Source organism: Candidatus Zixiibacteriota bacterium, from assembly GCA_040756055.1.
GTDB lineage: Bacteria > Zixibacteria > MSB-5A5 > GN15 > FEB-12.
Genome location: JBFLZR010000004.1, coordinates 180,496 through 198,421 on the forward strand (window position 1 = coordinate 180,496; position 17,926 = coordinate 198,421).

The following is a 17,926-nucleotide window of genomic DNA, read 5'->3' on the forward strand; positions in this document are numbered from 1 at the left end:
TTTAGTCTTTCCAGCCCTGGTTTTCGAGTAACTGTTCCGTCGGGACATCCCTGAAAATCCGGGCCGGGGCGCCCGCCACGATTTTTCGCGCCGGGGCGTCCTTGGTCACCACCGCGCCAGCCGCCACCAGGGCATCTTCATGAATGACTTTGCCCGGCAGGATGGTCGCGTTGACACCGATTCTGGCGCCTTTCTTAATGATGACTCCTTTGAAATGTTTAAACCGCTCTTCGGTGCGGCCGATATAATTGTCATTTGATGTTGCCACGCAGGGGGCAACAAAAACTCTGTCTTCGATTTCGGAGTAGGCGGTTATGTATACATTAGTCTCGAGCTTTACATACTTGCCGATAGTGCAGAAGTTTTCAATCGCGACACCTCGGCCCACGATAGTACATATTCCGATGGAGACGTTTTCCCGGACGGTGGATAGATCGGCAATGAGTACTTTCTCGCCGATTTCGGCGCCGCGATAGATGATAACGTTGGCGCCTATGAGACAGTTGTCGGCTATTTTGCATGGCGGCAGACTTTGATCTTTGGTGGTCGCTGAAATGGCCGCTTTCATAGGGAGTTTTCCCACCACCGCGCCATCGTCAATCCGCACATTATCACCAATAACAGTGTCGGCGTGGATGACGACCCGGTGGCCGATGGAGCAGTTGTTGCCTATTTTGACATTTTCTCCAATAAGACAGAACTCACCGATACCGGTGGAAGATCCATACTTTGCGGATGGAGCTATAACTGAGGTAGACATGGGGTCCCTTCTAAGTATTAACCTGTGAATTGTGAGAACCGGTTCGTTTGGTTTTTTTGACGCCGGGCAGCCAGCCGAAGAACGCTTCGACAAACATCACCAGTCGACCATAATCCTCGGGACTTGATTGGCGTAATTTGGCGAAGTATTCGAGCAGGGCCGCGAAGAAAATCGCGAACAGCACGGAAAGACCGAAGGTACCGGCAACGATGATACTTCGCTGGGGACGGCTCTTGAGAGTGGCCGGCTTGGCAGGGTCGAGTACCGAGATAGTGGGCATCTTTTCGTATTCTTTGATCTTGGCCTTTTCGCTCTGTTCGAGCAGAACCTGATACAACCCTTCGGCGACCTGGACCCGGCTATAGAGCATTTCATACTGGCCCCTCAGCGAAGGGATCAGAGAAACCGGCAGCGAGAAAAAAGAGCTGTCGGGATTACGGTTCTCGAGGTCCTCGAGTTGTTTTTTTATGGTCTGCCTCTTTCGCTGCTGGCCCAGCAGTTCGACGTTGTCCTTGCCGAGAACGAAGGCTTTCATGCTTATCTCGAGATCGATTTCGGCGAGCATAATTTTCAGGGCGGCGGCTTGGTCGATTGCCAGGCGAGTCTGTTCGTCGAAATCCACTGCCCGGTATTTCATCTGAAAGGCTTCAAGAGCGGCACGGCTTGAGTCCATCTCTTTTTTGACCTGTTCCAGCCGGTCTTCGAGAAATGCTCGTGTCTGGTTGATTCTCTCGGCGACTATCTCGGTATTGACATTTTCGAGTTCCTTAACGAAAGCATTGGCAATGTCGGCCGCCATTTGGGGATCTTTGTCCTCAACTGATATTACCAGCAGACCTTCATCGGACACCTGCATATTCGCGTGCTCCATCAGCGCCAGATAGGTTTCTTCCCAGTTGCCGGTACCGTAACGTTCCATAAGATTGAAGCTGTCCATGATTCGAGACGTGATGGTACGACTTTTCAACATGCGGATGTAGACATCGGAGGGGGTGGCTCTCATGGGCAGTTCAAGTCCGCCGGTAACGGAAACGACCTGACTCCAGTCGGACATTTCCCCGATGGGGGTCGACATGTTTTTGGGCGGCAGCAGCAGGGCTGTGGAGGAGTACCATTTCGGCAGGACCAACGAAACGACGACAGATACGGCCGTGGCCAGAATTATAATGACAAAAATGAGCCGTTTGCGTTTGGCCAAAAGCTCCAGAAACAGCCAGAAATTATTGGATTGAGAGTCGGTCATTTCAATTCCTCGCGTAGTTGCGCTGTCAATATGCTGCCATCGCTGACAACCACACCGGGCGCGATCATCGTGGTGATGCGGGATATCGGGTTGAACACGGCGATCTGGTTTTCATCGGCGGTACGGAGGAATCCGCCGGCGGTGTTAATATAGTACAAAGCCGACTGTCCTTCGATATACGGATAATATCCCGGGTTGAGGACTTCGCCCGACACCGTCACATAACCTACCTTGATAGGCACATAGACCGAATCTTCCGGTTTCAGCATTACGGTGCCTCGCTCCTCAGCGGTCTTACCAAGCATGGAGACCGGGAACCGCAGTTCGGTCGTTCGGCCATCATATCCCAACCTGGGCTTGCGAAAAACCGTAACGTTGCCGGCGTTGGCATCGGATAAATACCCCCCGGCCATGTTTATGACATCTCGGAGGGACATTCCAGAGGTGAACGAGTAAAGACCGGGGTTGTTCACGGCGCCGAAAACCGCGATTGGTGTTCTGTCGCCGTTTTCTTCTCGCGGGGGAACGACAATAACTTCGCCACCGGCGAGTTGAGATGAAACTATTTTACCAGCCTCGTCCATAATCACGATCGCAGATGTGTCCGCCCATCGTCTGGCACCCCCGGCGAGCCTGAGCAGCATTGGGATATCGTCACCTTCGAGGAGCTCGATTTCGCGCTGACTGAGTACTTCACCGACCACCTGAACCGTGCTTAGCGACTTATTGGGCACGTGAATTACTCTTCCGGCGTACACCGCCGGGTCAGCTTCGATATCGCTAAGGAACTTCGCCCGGTCGAGATCCACGTGAAGATCTCTCACTCCGCCCGATAAGGTGATTGAGCGAGTGGAACCTTCCGGTAAAATACCGCCGGCGACGGCGATGACTTCCGAGACACGTTGCGAGTTGTAAACGTTGTATGTCCCCGGTCGGGCGATAGCGCCCTGAACGCTGATAGGAATAAGGCGTGAGTTGGTGATATTGATCGAAAGGTTGGCGACGTTGAACAGGGTGGCCAATGACTCGGTGAGCATGTCGCGCGTCTGGGTCAGGGTCTTCGAAGAGAGGTTGAACACTCCGATTTTACTGTCCACAATGAGCCCCTCGGGGTCCACCTGGAGCGTCAGAGGGTCGAGGTCGGATTTCACAAAGGTGATTCTGAGTTTGTCCCCGGGCCTTATCAGGTACAGATCGGGGTCGACGGGCAGGCCGAATGGCGGCCCATCTTCCTCGGGAAGCTCAAGGACAATTGGATCCTGGCCAACAACGGTCAGAGATACAGCCAGACTCAGCAAAACTGCGATGAAAGGCGCTTTAATTTTCATTTCTCTATGTATTGTATCCTATTATACCCACAGATTTCGACTAATCAACTTTCAAGGATATGTAAATGCTCTGGCGTTGTCAACCGGTATTAGCGCCGGTCCGAGGCCGGCGGGTGCCGAGCGATACATCCTAAGAGATTCTGCGGCAATATTTTATTCGAGAGATCGAGAGCACATCGGGCAGCGAACGGACCAGAGCCGGCTAAAAACAGGATATTTCTATCCATCACAACAAGAGGCGGGGAATTCCGGCTGCCGGTGGACCCGGCTATTGCTGCAAAAGCACCATTTGGAATAGAGAATCGCCTACCGATTTTTCGACATAAATTTCCGGTTCGTGCGTCCGAAAGTCGAGCGTGAATGGTCCTCTCGGCACGCGCAGGGTATCGCAATTGGAGGTGAGGAACACCTCGGGCACAAAATCCATCACTGTACCGGTGTACAAATTCAGGGTACCTTCGTGGTCGCAGAAGTCGACGAGTTGATCGGTAGAACTCACTTCCCGGAAAGTCATCGAGTAAAAGATGCCGTCGGTTATAACGAAGGTGACCGAATCTTTCTTGGCCAACCCGATGACTTCGGTAGTGTTTCTTGTCATGTAGGTGCCGGTATATGTTTCGATCAGGGGTTCGCTGTCGGCGGGATCATCTTTGCCGCAACCCGCTATCAAAGCCAGCAGGGATATGCCGAGTATCAGACGCCTGCTACAGCAGCCCGAGCACCAACTGCCTTTGCCTGTTTTACTGAGATGACTTTGAATAGTTCAGGGCCTTTTCCGTTTTGGTGGTGTTTTTCTCGGACTTGTCCTGATGGTATTCGACCGAAGCTTTCACGAATTCCCTGAAAAGCGGGTGCGGCCGTGTGGGACGCGACTTGAGCTCCGGATGAAACTGCACGCCCACGAACCAGCGATGACTGCTGATCTCAACCATTTCAACGAGTCTTCCGTCGGGGGACAGCCCTGACAGGGTGAGTCCGTTCTGGACCAGAATATCACGATAGGCGTTGTTAAGTTCATAGCGATGCCGGTGTCGCTCCTGAATTTCCGTCGTCCGGTAAGCCTCGTATGTGCGGGTATTCTCCGTTACCACGCAAGGGTAGGCGCCGAGCCGCATGGTGCCGCCCAGCTCAGTGACACCTTCCTGGTCGGCCATAAGGTGAATGACGGGATGTTTCAGTTCGCGGTAGAACTCATAACTATGGGCTTCTTTGATGCCGCACACGTTACGGGCGAATTCGATCACGGCGCACTGCATGCCGAGGCAGATACCGAAGAACGGAATGTTCTTGTCCCGTACGTATCTTATGGCTTCGATCTTGCCCTCTACCCCGCGCTCGCCGAATCCGCCGGGGATCAGCAGGCCGTCGAGATCGTGCAGGAACTTTTCCGCGCCGCCCTGCTTGATGTCTTCGGATGATACCCAGACGAGGTTGACTTCGGCATCGGAGGAAACGCCCGCGTGGGTAAAAGCCTCGATGATGGATTTGTAGGCGTCTTTGAGATTAACATATTTGCCGCAGATACCGATCTTAATACTTCTCTGCGGGTTGTTGATTTTCTCGACCATAGCCTCCCATTCATCGAGCTCGGGTTGAGGGACATCCCATCCAAAGTGTTCACATATAATATCATCAGCTCCCTGAGCGTGGAATTGCAGCGGCACGGCGTAGATGGTCGAAGCATCCTGAGCCGAAATAACCGCACGCGGTGAAACCGAGCAAAACAGCGAGATTTTCTGTCGCAGCGGCTCCGACATCGGTTTGGCTGACCGGCAAAGCAGCATGTTGGGCTGAATACCGATGGCGCGGAGTTCTTTGACGGAGTGCTGGGTCGGTTTGGTCTTGAATTCTCCGGCGGTTCTGATGTATGGAACGAGTGTGACGTGGATGAACATCGTATTTTGCGGGCCTTCCTCCTGGCCCATCTGGCGGATAGCTTCCAGAAACGGCAACGATTCGATATCGCCGACCGTGCCGCCGATTTCCACCACGGTAATATCGGGGCTCTCATCTCCCTTTTCGAATTTCTTGATGCGATTTTTTATCTCTTCGGTGATGTGAGGAATGACCTGCACGGTGGCGCCGAGATAGTCGCCACGGCGTTCGCGGGTGATAACCGTATTGTAGATTTGTCCGGTGGTTACATTATTGTCTTTGTTCAGGGAGCGGTCGATAAAACGTTCGTAGTGGCCTAGGTCGAGATCGGTCTCGGAGCCGTCGTCGGTGACGAAAACCTCGCCGTGCTGGAACGGGTTCATGGTGCCGGGATCAACGTTGAGGTAAGGATCGCATTTGATGTTGGCTACCTTGAGACCTCGCTGCTTGAGCAACAGGCCGATAGATGATGCCGCTATTCCCTTTCCCAGGGATGAGACAACGCCTCCGGTTACGAATATATATTTAGTCTTTTTGGACATAAGCTACCCTACTTTATAAATACGTCTTAATTTACTCAAATCATCCGGGCTGTCAATGGATACGGTCCTGGCTTTGGTTTTTATGACTCTGATTTTCGCGCCGTTTCCCAGTATTCGCAGTTGTTCGAGCGACTCGGCTTTTTCCAGAACCGTTCTTTTCCATGAAGCGAATGTGCTGAGCGATTGCCGGCGGAACCCGTACACACCGATGTGCAGCAGAAACTTAAATTGTGAGAAGCGGTCTTTCTCGACACTGTTTTGGAGAAAGGGTATGGGGAAACGAGAAAACCAGAGAGCATCGCCGGTCGAGTCGGTGACGACTTTAACTTTATTGGGGTCGAACAATTCGTTGTCATTTTCTATCGGTCTGGCGAGTGTTGCGAACTGAATGCGCCTGTCGGTTCTCATCGCCTGCACGAGTTTTGTCAATGCGGCGGAGGTGAGACCGAAACTGTCGGCCTGAATGTTGAGAATGATATCGCCGCCGAACTTTCGCGCTACCTCGGCCACGCGGTCCGAGCCGGTGCGATGTTTTTTCGAGGTCATGACGACCTCGGCGCCGAAGTTTTCGGAAGCTTTTGCGATTTCTTTGCTGTCGGTGGCTATGACGAGGCGGTCGATAACCGACGCACGGGCTATTTCGCGATGGACGTAAAAGAGCAGCGGTTGATCGTTGAAGGGGTAGATAACTTTGTTGGGAAAGCGCGTTGAGCCCATTCGAGCGGGAATCACGGCAAGCACATTCGTTGCCATCACCCAATCACTTTCGGCCGCATAACCGAGTGGCTTCCCCGGTGAAGCACAGAGCTGTCAATCACCTGATCAATTACGGCGGACTCGCTCGTGGAATTGTTGTCAGATTGCGCCGTTTGCTCAAAATAATCTGTGGAGAATGATTGGTAATCGAAGAGTTCAGGGATTTCAGCCGGTGATAATTTGGGGCAAACAAGCCGTGCGAAACGCTCAACCTGTATATTTCCTCGTGGCATAAGCCATGATACGGGTTTCGCGCGAGGCTGTCAAGACATAAACTTTGGATTGTATCTGTATATAAGGCAATAGAATAGGTACGGAAGTTGATTTTTTCAATCGAAGTCTTTCCATTTACGTAAGAATGTATTATATTAAGTCGCATTCATGAACCTCGAGAATATTTAACCGTATAATTCGTAAATTCTTAGGGAAGAGTAAGGTCATGAGTAAAAAAGTAATAATTGCAGCCAACAATATGATCTTTACTTCTAAGATAATGTCCATCCTTGACGGAATGGAGGCGGAAGGTATCAAGGCAATCCGCTCCGATGAGATCTTTACGAAGGCCCAGGAACTTGTACCGGATTTGATTATAATTGATTTGAACCTTAATGGTATTGAAGCTCCCTCACTGATTAACAAACTTCGTTCGTACGGCGCCACCCAAGCAATTCCCATTGTCTGTTATTCTCCGCACGTTTTGAAGGACCAGATGAAGGCCGCCAAGACCGCCGGGGCGACCGAAGTGTTGCCCAATTCCAGGATGACCTCCAGGATGGGTCAGATTCTCGGGAAGTATATACACAATTGAACAAGCATAAATGAGCTTTAGATAAAAGCGAACTGCCGGGCGGTTCGCTTTTTTTTGGTCAGGTTTCGGGCAGCGCTATCGTCTGTAAGCAGGCCGGTAGGCCCAGACTTCATTGGTGCGATTGTGTTTTGGATTCAGCAGGTGAAGGATATAGTCGATTGTCGAGGGACCGACATGGAAGGCCGGCTCTATCGGTCCCAGGTGCGCCGATAGTGAATCCACGTAACGCGGGAGCGCTTCTTTATCGAGTGGATAAAGCAGCAAGTAATCGTAGCGAATCGTATCTCCCGCCGGCAATCGTTGTCCAAGCTGATCCCAAGCGTAAACATACTGCCTGTCGATAGTCCGGTATCCGCCGTACAGGAGGGGGAAATTGGTGTATTTGTCGGGCGAGAAAAAAAGCACCATCGGGACGCCATCGAATCTTCTCTCAATCTCCGCCAGCGGTTCGCACAGCCCCTTGTGGCCATAGTTGAGGGTGAACGGCGTCAGGAGTGCGAAGTTCACTATAACAGTAAAGCCGGCAAGAACCCGCCAGAGTATTTTTCTGCTGAAGGGGAATCCGTTCACCATTTTTTGTCGCTGCAAGACAAGGACAAAGATAATCACGACGGCCGGAAGGACAGGGATCATAAATCGTTCCTGCTTGTTGGCAAGCAGGGAGTGGATTAGTATAAACGAAAGGGTACTGACAGTCAGCATCAGATGGTCTTGCCAGAATCGTTTCCGGGCCACAAGATAGAGGAGCACCACAGAGATTGGCGGGATAAAATATCCCGCTATGACGGCAAGATAGATGAAAAGATGGCCGGTCAGGGGTGGTCGCTCAGTGAGACCCTGGTGGACGTGGTTGATTGTTGTCCCCATGAATTTTCCGACCATAATCCAATCCGTCAGGCCGGCTATCAGCAGCATGGTCAGAAGTGACAGGGTGAAATACAAGGCCGGCTTCACTTTTCGATACTCATACAGCAGTACAAACGGAACTATCCAGAAGGCGAAAATCAGTTGAAAGCGAAACATCCAGGCCAGTCCGCAGGTTACGGCTGACCAGATGAGCCATCGCGACCGGCGGTCGGCTCGATAGCGATAATAGAAATATATAGCCAGCGCCCAGAGCGAGCCACCGAACATTTCAATCAGATTTCTCACGGCCAGAAAGGGCATGGCGAAATGGACTGCCATAACCAGCCCTGCCAGCGTCGCCCAATTTCTTGATCGGGTAGCCCCTTCCACCGTCCTGTAAACGGCGACAACGCCAATCAACGAAAAAAGGGCGTGAGTGAACCTGACGCCGTACATGATTTTGTCCAGTGACTCAAACCCCATCCAAAACAGGATTTTCATGTTCAGCCAGAGCATCACCGTATATAGTGGGAAGCGCGAGATTTTCCAGGCCGGGGCGCCTTTCCAGTTCATGTAACCATCGGGCCCCCAGAAGCCATCCTGAAGCCACCGGTAGGCGACAGTTACGGTCTGGAAGTGGTCATCGGAAGCCATATATCCCTTGGAGAAGATCACCGCCAGTAGCCTGAAAGCGATTGCCGCGGATAATACTGTAGCCAGGGGGTGTTTTCGGATGAACTCTTTCACCTGAGCCTTAACCTTTATATTGCCAGCGGGATACGGTATCGATAATATCCTTTTAGCAAGGCCGGGTATTGGTCGATAATGATAGTGGTGAATTAACAGCAGTTGGTGTTGAGATGCCACTAAAAAACCGGGAGGCAGAATGAAAAGACTCTCATATACAGTTTCAGCGATTATTGTTATGACAGCATTGACCCCGCTGAAGGCGGTCGAGCTTAGCGAGTTGTTGATACAGTCGGCAGGAGGTGAGGCGGCGCTCGAGACTCTTCGCAACCTTCAGGCATGGGAGGTTCACGGCCGGGCGATGCTCAATGGCCAACAGGCCACGTTTGTTCAGTATTTTGTTCGTCCGAACAGGCAATACACGGAGCTTACCTTCCCGGAATTCAGCGTTGTTCAGGCGTTTGACGGTGAGGTAGCCTGGCAGACCGACCTGAACGGCCGGGTGTCGGAGCTTGAGGGGTACGCCCGCAAAGAAATCGTGGAAAATGTCTATCTCGAGTCGTTTGAGTATTTGTTCAGCGACAGTCTCGCTCGGATAGCCACTTATATCGGCCTTGAGGAGCAAGGTGGCGAAGTCAGGCATAAAGTCGCTTTTTACCCTCTTGGCTCGGATACCCTATATGCCTTCTTTGACACTCTCACGGGGCTTAGAGAGGTGGTCATATCCAACGCGGATCAACTGCAATCGTACACGTATCTCGACGATTACCGTGATGTTTCTGGGTTGATGGTTCCGCATCACACCTGGAACGAGGTTCCCGAGGCTCTGGCGAAGATGGAGTTTTGGGTTGACACTTTTCTAATCAATTCTCCCGTGGATTCGAGCATATTCTCGAAGCCCGAGCAGACTGTCATTGATTTCAGTTTCCCGGCGGGGGTTGCCGAAGTAACGTTGCCGATCAAATATGAGGACGGCCACATTCGGATTCCGGTCACGATAAACGGCAAAAAGAAAGTCTGGATGCTGCTTGACACCGGGTCATCATCGAATGTCTTCAACAGCGGCGCGATTGCCGACCTGGGACTGCCCGAGGTGGGTACCATGAGTGCTCTCGGATTGGGCGGCGCCGAGCAGGTCAAGCTGGTGCGGACGGATTCAGTGCAAATTGGAGAACTGGTGTTGTATAATCAAATAGGCGGAAGCATGGATTTGAGCAAAGCCTTTTCATCGAGCGGCGGTGAGGTTTTCGGCGGTGTACTCGGCCAGGATTTCTGGTCGCGCTTCACGATACTGGTCGATTACGCTCGATCGAAGATTACGGTTTACAGCCCGGGCTCGGTCAATCCGCCGTCCGGAGGGATATCGGTGCCGTTTTACAGGACAATGCTGATACCCACGGTGGGATGTTCTGTCGATGGTGTGGCCGGGGATTTTATCGTGGACATTGGGAATCCTTCCGGAGTGTTGCTTAACAAGTACTTCGTGGAGCAAAATCAACTTGAAGATAAACTTTCGCTGAGTCTGTACGCTCGCCGGGCCTTTGGCGGGGTTGGCGGGATGGTTACTGGGCGCAACGCGTATACGAGTATTTTCAGGATTGGCGATATAGAATTGCGCTCGCTTCTGGTTTTCCTGCCGGATACGGCGGTTGGAATGATGGCCTCCCGGGAAATCGCGGGAAACATCGGGAATCGGGTTCTTGAAAAATTCCGGGTGTTGTTTGACTACGAGAACAGTCGGCTGGTTTTTTACCGGTACTGAAAGGTCAAACTCTATTGAACCTAAGAGAGTTAGTCCCTGTTATTACAGATAACATCGGGATAATAGGTTGACTTTGACAAATCAGCAATTATATCTTCTAATAAGTTATTCAACGGGAGATGATTAAGAATATGAATGTGGGTGTTTTGACCGGCGGCGGCGACTGCCCCGGATTGAATGCGGTTATCAGGGCTATTGTCTACAAGGGGATTAAGCAGTACAACTACAATATCACGGGGATTTATGAGGGTTGGCGAGGCCTGCTGGAGGGAGGCCCGATTGCCCCGATCACGCTGGAGGATGTGCACGGCATTCTCGATGAGGGCGGCACGATTCTCAAGACCTCGCGGACCAACCCCTTCAAGCATCGCAAGGGTATAGAATTAGTCAAGAAGACGATCAAGAAATACAAAATCGACGTGGTAATTGCCATTGGCGGCGAAGATACGCTCGGTGTGGCCGCGAAGCTTCACAAAGAAGGCGTCAAAGTCATCGGCGTGCCGAAGACAATCGACAATGATGTCAGCGGAACCGACCAGACTTTTGGTTTCGACACAGCAGTGAATATTGCCACCGAGGCGATTGATCGTCTTCGTTCGACCGCCGAGGCGCACAACCGCGTTTTCCTGGTCGAAGTTATGGGTCGTCACGCCGGTTGGATTGCGCTGCACTCCGGAATCGCGGGTGGAGCTCACATGATTCTGGTCCCGGAGTATCCGATCGATGTTGATAGTCTGGTGAGCGCCATTGTCAAAAGGCACGCTCGTGGAGAAGAGTCTTCGATGATAGTGGTGGCGGAGGGCGCGCGGCTGAAGAAGGATTCGGGAGAGTCGGGTTTTATTCTTCAGGAACCGGAAAAGGATGAATTCGGGCACGTGCGTCTTGGGGGTATCGCCTATATCCTGGCCAAGATAATTGAGGCCAAGACCGGTTTTGAGTGTCGCAATGCTATCCTGGGACATATCCAGCGTGGCGGTAAACCGACCGCATACGACCGGGTGCTTTCCACCAGATATGGCATTCACGCCATCGACCTTGTTGCCAAAGGAAAGTTTGGAAACATGGTAGCTTTGCGCGGTACCAAGATTATCGGGACACCGTTGGTTGACGCGATGAAAAAGATAAAGACGATTGACAAAGAATATTACGAGATAGCGGAGGTGTTTTTTGGTTAAGCATCTGCTGGTTGTTACCACTTTGTTGCTGTTAGCGGCGAGTGCGGCCTTCGCTCAGGAGTCTGAAGATGAAGCTGTTCCTTCTCTGGCCGGTAAACATCAGGCCGGAGCGCGCCTGGGGGCGTGGATCAGTTCCGGTGAGGATATCCCCTCTTATCTCGAGGATACCGTCAACCTGGTCATTTTGGAGACCGACATTAAGAGCGGCGCCTTTTACGCCGAACTTTTTTACGCGTACAGTATACTCCCACAAGCGTTGATTGAGCTCTCGCTTGGCATCGTCAACCGCGGGAGTGTCAACATTCAGGTCGGGTCGCAGCAGGATTTAGGTAATTTGATAGTCTACCCCATCCTGCTTCAGTTGAAATATTACCCACTGGCTTCGAAGGGCGTCAAATTCCAGCCGTATATCAGTGGTGGCGGTGGCATTTATCATGGTCGGCAGGACGTACAGTTTACCACCAGCAGTCTTTACTACTATGACCTCTACGAGGACACCGAAACCGATATCAATTACGCGCTGGGAGGTGGTCTGGACTGGCTGATCAACGACAAACTGGCTTTTGAAATGAACTTCAAGTACATGCCCATAGATTTTTCCAATTCACTTGTCACGGCGCGCGACTACAAGGCGACGGTCGTGACGGTGGGTGTAAAATATCTCTACGGCGGTAAAAAATAATCTCAAAACCTATCGGAGGGTTTGATGAAAGTTGGAATCAATGGATTTGGTCGCATCGGACGCCTGGTATTCAAGGCTGCCCGCAACACTGACATCGAAGTAGTCGGTATCAACGACATCACCAACGCCAAGACGCTGGCGCATCTTCTGAAGTACGACTCGATCCACGGACGTTATCCGGGGAAAGTAACATCTACCGACAATTCGATTGTAGTCGACGGCAGGGAAATTCCGATCACCGCCGAGCGGGATCCTTCCAAGCTTCCGTGGAAATCGCTCGGAGTGGATATAGTGCTGGAGTGCACGGGTATCTTCAAAACCAAGGAAGACGCTATGGCGCACATCAAGGCCGGCGCGAAGAAGGTTCTCATTTCGGCTCCCGCCAAAAAGCACGATGGTACTTTCATACCGGGGATCAACTGCAAGCAGTACGATAAGAGTAAGCATGAGGTTATTTCCATAGGATCTTGCACGACCAACTGCCTGGCGCCGATGGCGAAGGTGCTGAAGGATAACTTCGGTATCGAAAAAGGTTTTATGACGACTATCCACTCGTATACGGCCGATCAGAGGCTCATGGATGCTCCGCACTCGGATCTCAGGCGCGCCCGCTGCGCGGCGTTGTCGATGGTTCCCACCACGACGGGAGCGGCGAAGGCGATATCGGAGGTCATTCCAGAATTGAAGGGCAAGATGGATGGCATAGCGATACGCGTGCCTACCTCGGATGTCTCCATGGTCGACCTGGCGGTTATACTGGAGAAGGAAGCCTCGGTGGAAGAAATCAATGCCGCCATGAAGAAGGCCGCCGAGGGCCCGCTGGCGAAGGCGCTGGAGTATTGCGTGGATCCGATCGTATCGATCGACGTAGTCGGCAACCCGCACGGCTGCGTGTTCGATTCCGCTCTCACGGCGACCCACGGCAACATGATCAAGGTATTCGGCTGGTATGACAACGAGTGGGGATTCTCCAACCGGATGATCGACATGATCAAGATAATGTTATAAGTGACAGGAGCTCAGCGATCGTAATGAACAAGGTAACCGTCGATAACATAAATTTTCGCGGACAGAAGGTACTCCTCAGGGTAGACTTCAACGTCCCGCTGGACGCGAAACAGAATATCACCGATGACCGTCGAATTGAAGCTTCCCTGCCGACCATCAGGAAGATACTGGATGACGGCGGGATGGTGATAGCCTGTTCGCATCTTGGCCGTCCCAAGGGTAAGCCGGTTCCGGAGATGTCGCTTCGGCCGGTTGCTAAACGTCTCTCGGAACTTCTCGGCAAGAAGGTTTTTTTCGCGGAGGACTGTGTTGGACCGGAAGCGGCCAATGTAGTTGGCAAGATGAAGGATGGCGACTGCCTGCTTCTGGAGAACCTTCGTTTTCACTCAGCCGAGGAAAAGAACGACCCGGAATTCGCCAAGAAGCTGGCGTCGCTGGCGGATATTTACGTCAACGATGCTTTCGGCTCGGCTCACCGGGCGCATGCGTCGACTGAAGGCGTGACGAAGTATTTCCCGCAATCGGTCGCCGGATATCTTATGGAGAAGGAGCTGCGCTATCTGGGTAAGGCTCTGGCCAATCCGGAACGACCGTTCGCAGCTATACTGGGCGGCGCCAAGATATCGGGCAAGATCGATGTTATCACCAACCTGATGAATAAGGTCGATGTGCTGATAATTGGCGGCGGCATGGTGTTCACGTTTTCCAAGGCTATGGGTTACCCTATCGGTAACTCGTTGCTCGAAGAAGACAAGGTCCAACTGGCCGGTCAGATTATCGAGAAGGTGAAAACTTCGAAAGCGAAATTGATATTCCCATCTGATGTCGTGATCGCGTCGGAGATATCCGACACAGCCGAAACGAAGGTCGTGCCTCTCGACAGGATACCTGACGGCATGAAGGGTTTGGACATTGGTCCGGCCTCGATTAAGCTGTTCAAGGAGTCTCTCACGACCGCGAAGACGGTGATCTGGAACGGTCCGATGGGCGTGTTCGAAAGCAAGCCCTTCGCGGAGGGAACTTTCGCGATGGCGCGCCTGATGGCGGACTTGACCGGCAGGGGCGCGACTACGGTTGTGGGTGGCGGTGATTCGGCTTCGGCGGTATCGAAAGCGGGGCTGGATGATAAACTTACGCACGTATCCACCGGCGGCGGCGCCTCGCTGGAGTTTCTTGAGGGGAAGAAACTTCCCGGAGTTGAGGCTCTGACCGACGCCACAAAATAGTAAGGAAGGATCGGGTGAGACAGAACATTATCGCCGGCAATTGGAAAATGAACGGCACGATCAGCGAGACCGAAACGCTACTCAAGGAGCTATTGGAGAGCAACTCTAAGAGCGACCGGGCGACGGTAGTGGTTTGTCCGCCGTTTACATCTTTGTATGCCGCCAATAAGATCTTGTCCGGCAGCCACATAGCTCTTGGGGCTCAGGATATGTCGGCCCACGAAAAAGGCGCTTATACCTCCGAGATCTCGGCATCGATGCTATTGACAGTCGGGGTCAGATTTGTTATACTTGGACACTCTGAAAGGCGGCAGTACCATGCCGAGTCCGATGAGTTGGTGAACGCCAAGGCCAGGCTGGCCATAGACTCGGGTCTGACGCCAATTATTTGTGTCGGTGAAACGCTTGGGCAACGCGAGAGCGGTCAGACCGAACAGGTGATTGGAGATCAGGTTGATGGTACCCTTTCGGGGTTTTCCGCCGACTTTATTAAGAAGTCGGTGGTTGCGTATGAACCGGTCTGGGCGATTGGCACCGGCAAGACCGCGACGCCGGAGCAGGCGCAGGAGGTTCATAAGTTCATCCGGGACCGGGTAGCTCTTATTGACCGGGAGGCTTCAGAGAGTCTTCCGATTTTATATGGCGGCTCGATGAAACCGGATAACGCCGGGAATTTATTAAAGCAGTCTGACATTGATGGCGGCCTCATTGGTGGCGCCTCGCTGAAGGCTGACGATTTTATCGCGATAATCAACGCGGTATAGATGGAGGTTTGAATTTTGTTGTTTACAGTTTGGGTGGTTTTTCATGTGATCACCTGCATCGCGCTGGTTCTGGTTGTTCTTTTGCAATCGAGTAAGGGCGAAGGTTTGGCCGGGTCGGCTTTTGGCGGCGGTGGTGGCGGTATGGCCGGAGCCGTTTTCGGCGGACGCGGAGCGGCTACGTTTCTTTCGAAGGCTACCACGGTGCTGGCTATTTTGTTTATGTTCAATTGCGGCGCGCTGGCTTATATGTCGGCCGGTACGCGCGTGAGTGCGATCAGCCCCGATGGCGCTACCAGTGAATCGGTGGTGACTCGTGAGGCCCAGCGTGAGATGGAGCGTCAGGCGCAACAGCAGCAAGTGGCTCCGGATTCATCGTTGATTTTTGAGCCACCGGCACAGCCGTCGTCGGATTCCGCTGGCGCGGGCGATCAGTAACAGATATACTTGCTCGGGAGAGTTATTGCGGAAGTGGTGAAATTGGTAGACACGCTATCTTGAGGGGGTAGTGGGGCAACTCGTGCGGGTTCAAATCCCGCCTTCCGCATAAAGATAAGAAAGCCCTCGGGCTATAAAGCCCGAGGGTTTTTTGGTCCCCCTACCAGACTCACCGTAACCGCACCTGAAGCAATCAGTCCTGCCTCTCCGGCGATGCCCCTCCTGTTTTCGACAACAATCGGTCCCGCCGAGTCCGCTGACTCGTCCCATGATCCTCCGAAAGCGGTCGCTCTCGCCGAATCGGACAATAAACTCCCCTGACTCTCCATCTACGGCCGGTATGCCGGGTTTTATGTTCCTCTCCCCCGGCCAGTTTTTTCAGTCGCTCCGGATAACGATGTTGAGCATTTAACTGTATCTGAAACCGTCCGCCTCTCTATCCTGGACGGGAACTAATTCCCGGACAGGGCTATCAAAAAAACCGTAGTCTTCGTGTGATGTCTTTCGTGGTGCTACGGGACAGTGTCTTGTGCTACCGGAGACTACCAACCGTCCCCGAAAAAGCCTTACAATCAAAAACGCAAGGGGCATAAGATGAGAGTGTATGCCCTCCAATTCCTATAACGGTCCGCCGCGGAATATCTTACAGATTGATTTAACTATTTGTCACGGACATTCAAATCTGCTATATATACCTCAACTGGCGGGAAGGATGCACCACTTTGACCCGGATTACGCAGCAAACGATATGGCCGATCATGCGATAAAACAGCTCTGGCGGCTGGCCGCGCAGGGTGACAAAGAAGCCGAAAACCGAATTTTTCGACATCTTGTCGAAAGATTTACGGCCATAGCCAGTTTAAGTATATGTAAGGATGACGCGAAGGATCTGGCTCACGATGCCTGTTTGTCGGTTCTGAAAAACTACAGGAGTCTTGAAAGTCCTTATGAATATGGCGCATGGGCACAAAAGATTCTGAAAAACAAGATAATCGACCATCTTAAGAAACAGTCGGCCGAAAAGCGGCTGTTTTGTGACGATGAGTTTTCCGAAGAGTACGAAAAGCATCCCAACCGAACCGAGCACTTCGAGGCCATGCTGATCTTGAAGAAATGCCTGAAGAAACTGGCCCAGGCATTTCCGGCGTATTCGCGGGCTCTTCAGATGAAACGATACGGGTATGATACCGAAAGCATATGCGCGAAGATGAAGATTTCTCGAAACAATCTTTACGTGCTTCTGAGCCGCGGACGCGGTTTTTTGCGGGACTGTATATTTGATGGGAAAAACGATTAGTGAAACCGGCCTGTACAAATACTGATGCCCAGACTTTGCTCCACGCCTACGAGTTTGGGATGCTCCTTGAAAAGGAGAAGGATCTTCTCGAGGTCCATCTTCTGGAGTGTGATTACTGTTTCAGACAGTTTGTAGAGTTTGCGCCGCGCCGGGCAATGCTGCTGTGGTCAGAGGAGATACTCCAGTTGCTCGACGAGCTACACCCACAAACCGATAGTCCAGGCTCAACTTGGCAGCGCCTTCGCAGGGTCCTGTGGCCGGAAGGTGTTCCGCTGGTGCTCAAGCCGTTGGTGCTGGCAGCCGCTTTAATGTTGATGATTTATCCGGCCTATCTGGGGCTGCGGAAGGGTCAGGCCGGTGAAGTGGCAACGGTTCAAGAGATCGCTCTCATGCAGACGAGGTCTCCAGAGACCTTCTCGGCGGACAAAGGTCAAAGCGCCGTGATATCATTTCTCTGTCCCGATGGAGCTCCGGGGACTGTTTACTCGGTGTCATTAAGGGATAAGGACGGTACAATCATCTACAAAGACGATCGGTTCTCTTCGACCGACAGCTATGATGTCGGCAGAATTCTGTTACCTTCAAACCTAGCCTCGCCGGGTTCATACACGTTGACAGTCAGGATCGTTGGCGCGCCAGTCGATGAACGAGTCACGTTCGAATACGTCTTCAGAATTGCTCACTCCGAATAGCCAAATAACCCTTTGACAGATCCCGCCCCATTCACGTAAT

The 17,926-nt window shown here is 52.3% G+C and carries 17 protein-coding genes and 1 tRNA gene; 11 read left to right on the forward strand and 7 right to left on the reverse strand.

Annotation, left to right across the window (positions count from 1 at the left end; genetic code table 11):
• Nucleotide 1 precedes the first annotated feature (1 nt).
• The 6 genes from AB1483_09030 to kdsB all read right to left on the reverse strand — a co-directional run bounded on the left by AB1483_09030 (nucleotide 2) and on the right by kdsB (nucleotide 6,501).
• Nucleotides 2–760 carry a DapH/DapD/GlmU-related protein gene (locus tag AB1483_09030; GenBank protein MEW6412601.1) on the reverse strand — a complete coding sequence of 253 codons (759 nt, stop codon included), beginning with the start codon at nucleotides 758–760 and terminating at the stop codon, nucleotides 2–4.
• A 10-nt stretch (nucleotides 761–770) separates the two neighbouring features.
• Nucleotides 771–2,003: a Wzz/FepE/Etk N-terminal domain-containing protein gene (locus AB1483_09035; GenBank protein MEW6412602.1), complete on the reverse strand. Its 1,233-nt coding sequence runs from the start codon at nucleotides 2,001–2,003 to the stop codon at nucleotides 771–773.
• Nucleotides 2,000–3,331 carry an SLBB domain-containing protein gene (locus tag AB1483_09040; GenBank protein ID MEW6412603.1) on the reverse strand — a complete coding sequence of 444 codons (1,332 nt, stop codon included), beginning with the start codon at nucleotides 3,329–3,331 and terminating at the stop codon, nucleotides 2,000–2,002. Before AB1483_09040 ends, AB1483_09035 begins: the two co-directional genes overlap by 4 nt.
• Before the next feature lie 268 nt (nucleotides 3,332–3,599).
• On the reverse strand, nucleotides 3,600–4,001 hold the full coding sequence (locus tag AB1483_09045) for a hypothetical protein (protein MEW6412604.1): 402 nt from the start codon (nucleotides 3,999–4,001) through the stop codon (nucleotides 3,600–3,602).
• Between the two features lie 70 nt (nucleotides 4,002–4,071).
• The gene (locus tag AB1483_09050; GenBank protein MEW6412605.1) at nucleotides 4,072–5,748 is read right to left on the reverse strand and encodes a CTP synthase; all 1,677 of its coding nucleotides are present in this window, start codon (nucleotides 5,746–5,748) and stop codon (nucleotides 4,072–4,074) included.
• A gap of 3 nt (nucleotides 5,749–5,751) precedes the next feature.
• The gene (kdsB, locus tag AB1483_09055) at nucleotides 5,752–6,501 is read right to left on the reverse strand and encodes a 3-deoxy-manno-octulosonate cytidylyltransferase (GenBank protein ID MEW6412606.1); all 750 of its coding nucleotides are present in this window, start codon (nucleotides 6,499–6,501) and stop codon (nucleotides 5,752–5,754) included.
• 442 nt (nucleotides 6,502–6,943) lie between these two features.
• On the opposite strand from kdsB, the gene AB1483_09060 reads away from it, so the two are divergent.
• Nucleotides 6,944–7,312: a hypothetical protein gene (locus AB1483_09060; protein MEW6412607.1), complete on the forward strand. Its 369-nt coding sequence runs from the start codon at nucleotides 6,944–6,946 to the stop codon at nucleotides 7,310–7,312.
• A 75-nt stretch (nucleotides 7,313–7,387) separates the two neighbouring features.
• Here the strand turns inward: AB1483_09060 and AB1483_09065 are convergent, their stop codons facing one another.
• Complete coding sequence (locus AB1483_09065) at nucleotides 7,388–8,905, reverse strand: glycosyltransferase family 39 protein (protein ID MEW6412608.1); 1,518 nt, start codon at nucleotides 8,903–8,905, stop codon at nucleotides 7,388–7,390.
• A 139-nt stretch (nucleotides 8,906–9,044) separates the two neighbouring features.
• Here AB1483_09065 and AB1483_09070 point away from each other — a divergent pair, with 139 nt between their 5' ends.
• From AB1483_09070 to AB1483_09115, 10 genes are all read left to right on the forward strand, one after another.
• Nucleotides 9,045–10,607 carry a retropepsin-like aspartic protease gene (locus tag AB1483_09070; protein ID MEW6412609.1) on the forward strand — a complete coding sequence of 521 codons (1,563 nt, stop codon included), beginning with the start codon at nucleotides 9,045–9,047 and terminating at the stop codon, nucleotides 10,605–10,607.
• 131 nt (nucleotides 10,608–10,738) lie between these two features.
• Complete coding sequence (locus AB1483_09075; protein ID MEW6412610.1) at nucleotides 10,739–11,782, forward strand: ATP-dependent 6-phosphofructokinase; 1,044 nt, start codon at nucleotides 10,739–10,741, stop codon at nucleotides 11,780–11,782.
• Nucleotides 11,775–12,464, forward strand: a complete 690-nt coding sequence (locus AB1483_09080; protein MEW6412611.1) for an OmpW family outer membrane protein — start codon at nucleotides 11,775–11,777, stop codon at nucleotides 12,462–12,464. The genes AB1483_09075 and AB1483_09080 overlap by 8 nt, the downstream gene beginning before the upstream one ends.
• A 24-nt stretch (nucleotides 12,465–12,488) precedes the next feature.
• Nucleotides 12,489–13,472: a type I glyceraldehyde-3-phosphate dehydrogenase gene (gene gap / locus AB1483_09085; protein MEW6412612.1), complete on the forward strand. Its 984-nt coding sequence runs from the start codon at nucleotides 12,489–12,491 to the stop codon at nucleotides 13,470–13,472.
• Nucleotides 13,473–13,495: 23 nt separating this feature from the next.
• Nucleotides 13,496–14,698, forward strand: a complete 1,203-nt coding sequence (locus tag AB1483_09090; GenBank protein MEW6412613.1) for a phosphoglycerate kinase — start codon at nucleotides 13,496–13,498, stop codon at nucleotides 14,696–14,698.
• A 14-nt stretch (nucleotides 14,699–14,712) separates the two neighbouring features.
• The gene (tpiA, locus tag AB1483_09095) at nucleotides 14,713–15,462 is read left to right on the forward strand and encodes a triose-phosphate isomerase (GenBank protein ID MEW6412614.1); all 750 of its coding nucleotides are present in this window, start codon (nucleotides 14,713–14,715) and stop codon (nucleotides 15,460–15,462) included.
• A gap of 15 nt (nucleotides 15,463–15,477) precedes the next feature.
• Complete coding sequence (gene secG, locus AB1483_09100) at nucleotides 15,478–15,897, forward strand: preprotein translocase subunit SecG (GenBank protein MEW6412615.1); 420 nt, start codon at nucleotides 15,478–15,480, stop codon at nucleotides 15,895–15,897.
• 27 nt (nucleotides 15,898–15,924) lie between these two features.
• Nucleotides 15,925–16,006 (forward strand) — tRNA-Leu (locus AB1483_09105).
• Nucleotides 16,007–16,609: 603 nt separating this feature from the next.
• The gene (locus tag AB1483_09110) at nucleotides 16,610–17,194 is read left to right on the forward strand and encodes an RNA polymerase sigma factor (GenBank protein ID MEW6412616.1); all 585 of its coding nucleotides are present in this window, start codon (nucleotides 16,610–16,612) and stop codon (nucleotides 17,192–17,194) included.
• Nucleotides 17,195–17,253: 59 nt separating this feature from the next.
• Complete coding sequence (locus AB1483_09115) at nucleotides 17,254–17,886, forward strand: hypothetical protein (GenBank protein ID MEW6412617.1); 633 nt, start codon at nucleotides 17,254–17,256, stop codon at nucleotides 17,884–17,886.
• Nucleotides 17,887–17,926 lie beyond the last annotated feature (40 nt).

Excerpts from the sequence above, each read along its gene's own strand:
- AB1483_09040 (MEW6412603.1), bottom strand. The coding sequence starts at position 3,331 with ATGAAAATTAAAGCGCCTTTCATCGCAGTTTTGCTGAGTCTGGCTGTA.
- gap (MEW6412612.1), top strand. The coding sequence starts at position 12,489 with ATGAAAGTTGGAATCAATGGATTTGGTCGCATCGGACGCCTGGTATTC.
- AB1483_09090 (MEW6412613.1), top strand. The coding sequence starts at position 13,496 with ATGAACAAGGTAACCGTCGATAACATAAATTTTCGCGGACAGAAGGTA.
- AB1483_09115 (MEW6412617.1), top strand. The coding sequence starts at position 17,254 with ATGCTCCTTGAAAAGGAGAAGGATCTTCTCGAGGTCCATCTTCTGGAG.
- AB1483_09070 (MEW6412609.1), top strand. The coding sequence starts at position 9,045 with ATGAAAAGACTCTCATATACAGTTTCAGCGATTATTGTTATGACAGCA.
- AB1483_09110 (MEW6412616.1), top strand. The coding sequence starts at position 16,610 with ATGCACCACTTTGACCCGGATTACGCAGCAAACGATATGGCCGATCAT.
- AB1483_09030 (MEW6412601.1), bottom strand. The coding sequence starts at position 760 with ATGTCTACCTCAGTTATAGCTCCATCCGCAAAGTATGGATCTTCCACC.
- AB1483_09075 (MEW6412610.1), top strand. The coding sequence starts at position 10,739 with ATGAATGTGGGTGTTTTGACCGGCGGCGGCGACTGCCCCGGATTGAAT.
- AB1483_09035 (MEW6412602.1), bottom strand. The coding sequence starts at position 2,003 with ATGACCGACTCTCAATCCAATAATTTCTGGCTGTTTCTGGAGCTTTTG.
- AB1483_09060 (MEW6412607.1), top strand. The coding sequence starts at position 6,944 with ATGAGTAAAAAAGTAATAATTGCAGCCAACAATATGATCTTTACTTCT.
- AB1483_09050 (MEW6412605.1), bottom strand. The coding sequence starts at position 5,748 with ATGTCCAAAAAGACTAAATATATATTCGTAACCGGAGGCGTTGTCTCA.
- kdsB (MEW6412606.1), bottom strand. The coding sequence starts at position 6,501 with ATGGCAACGAATGTGCTTGCCGTGATTCCCGCTCGAATGGGCTCAACG.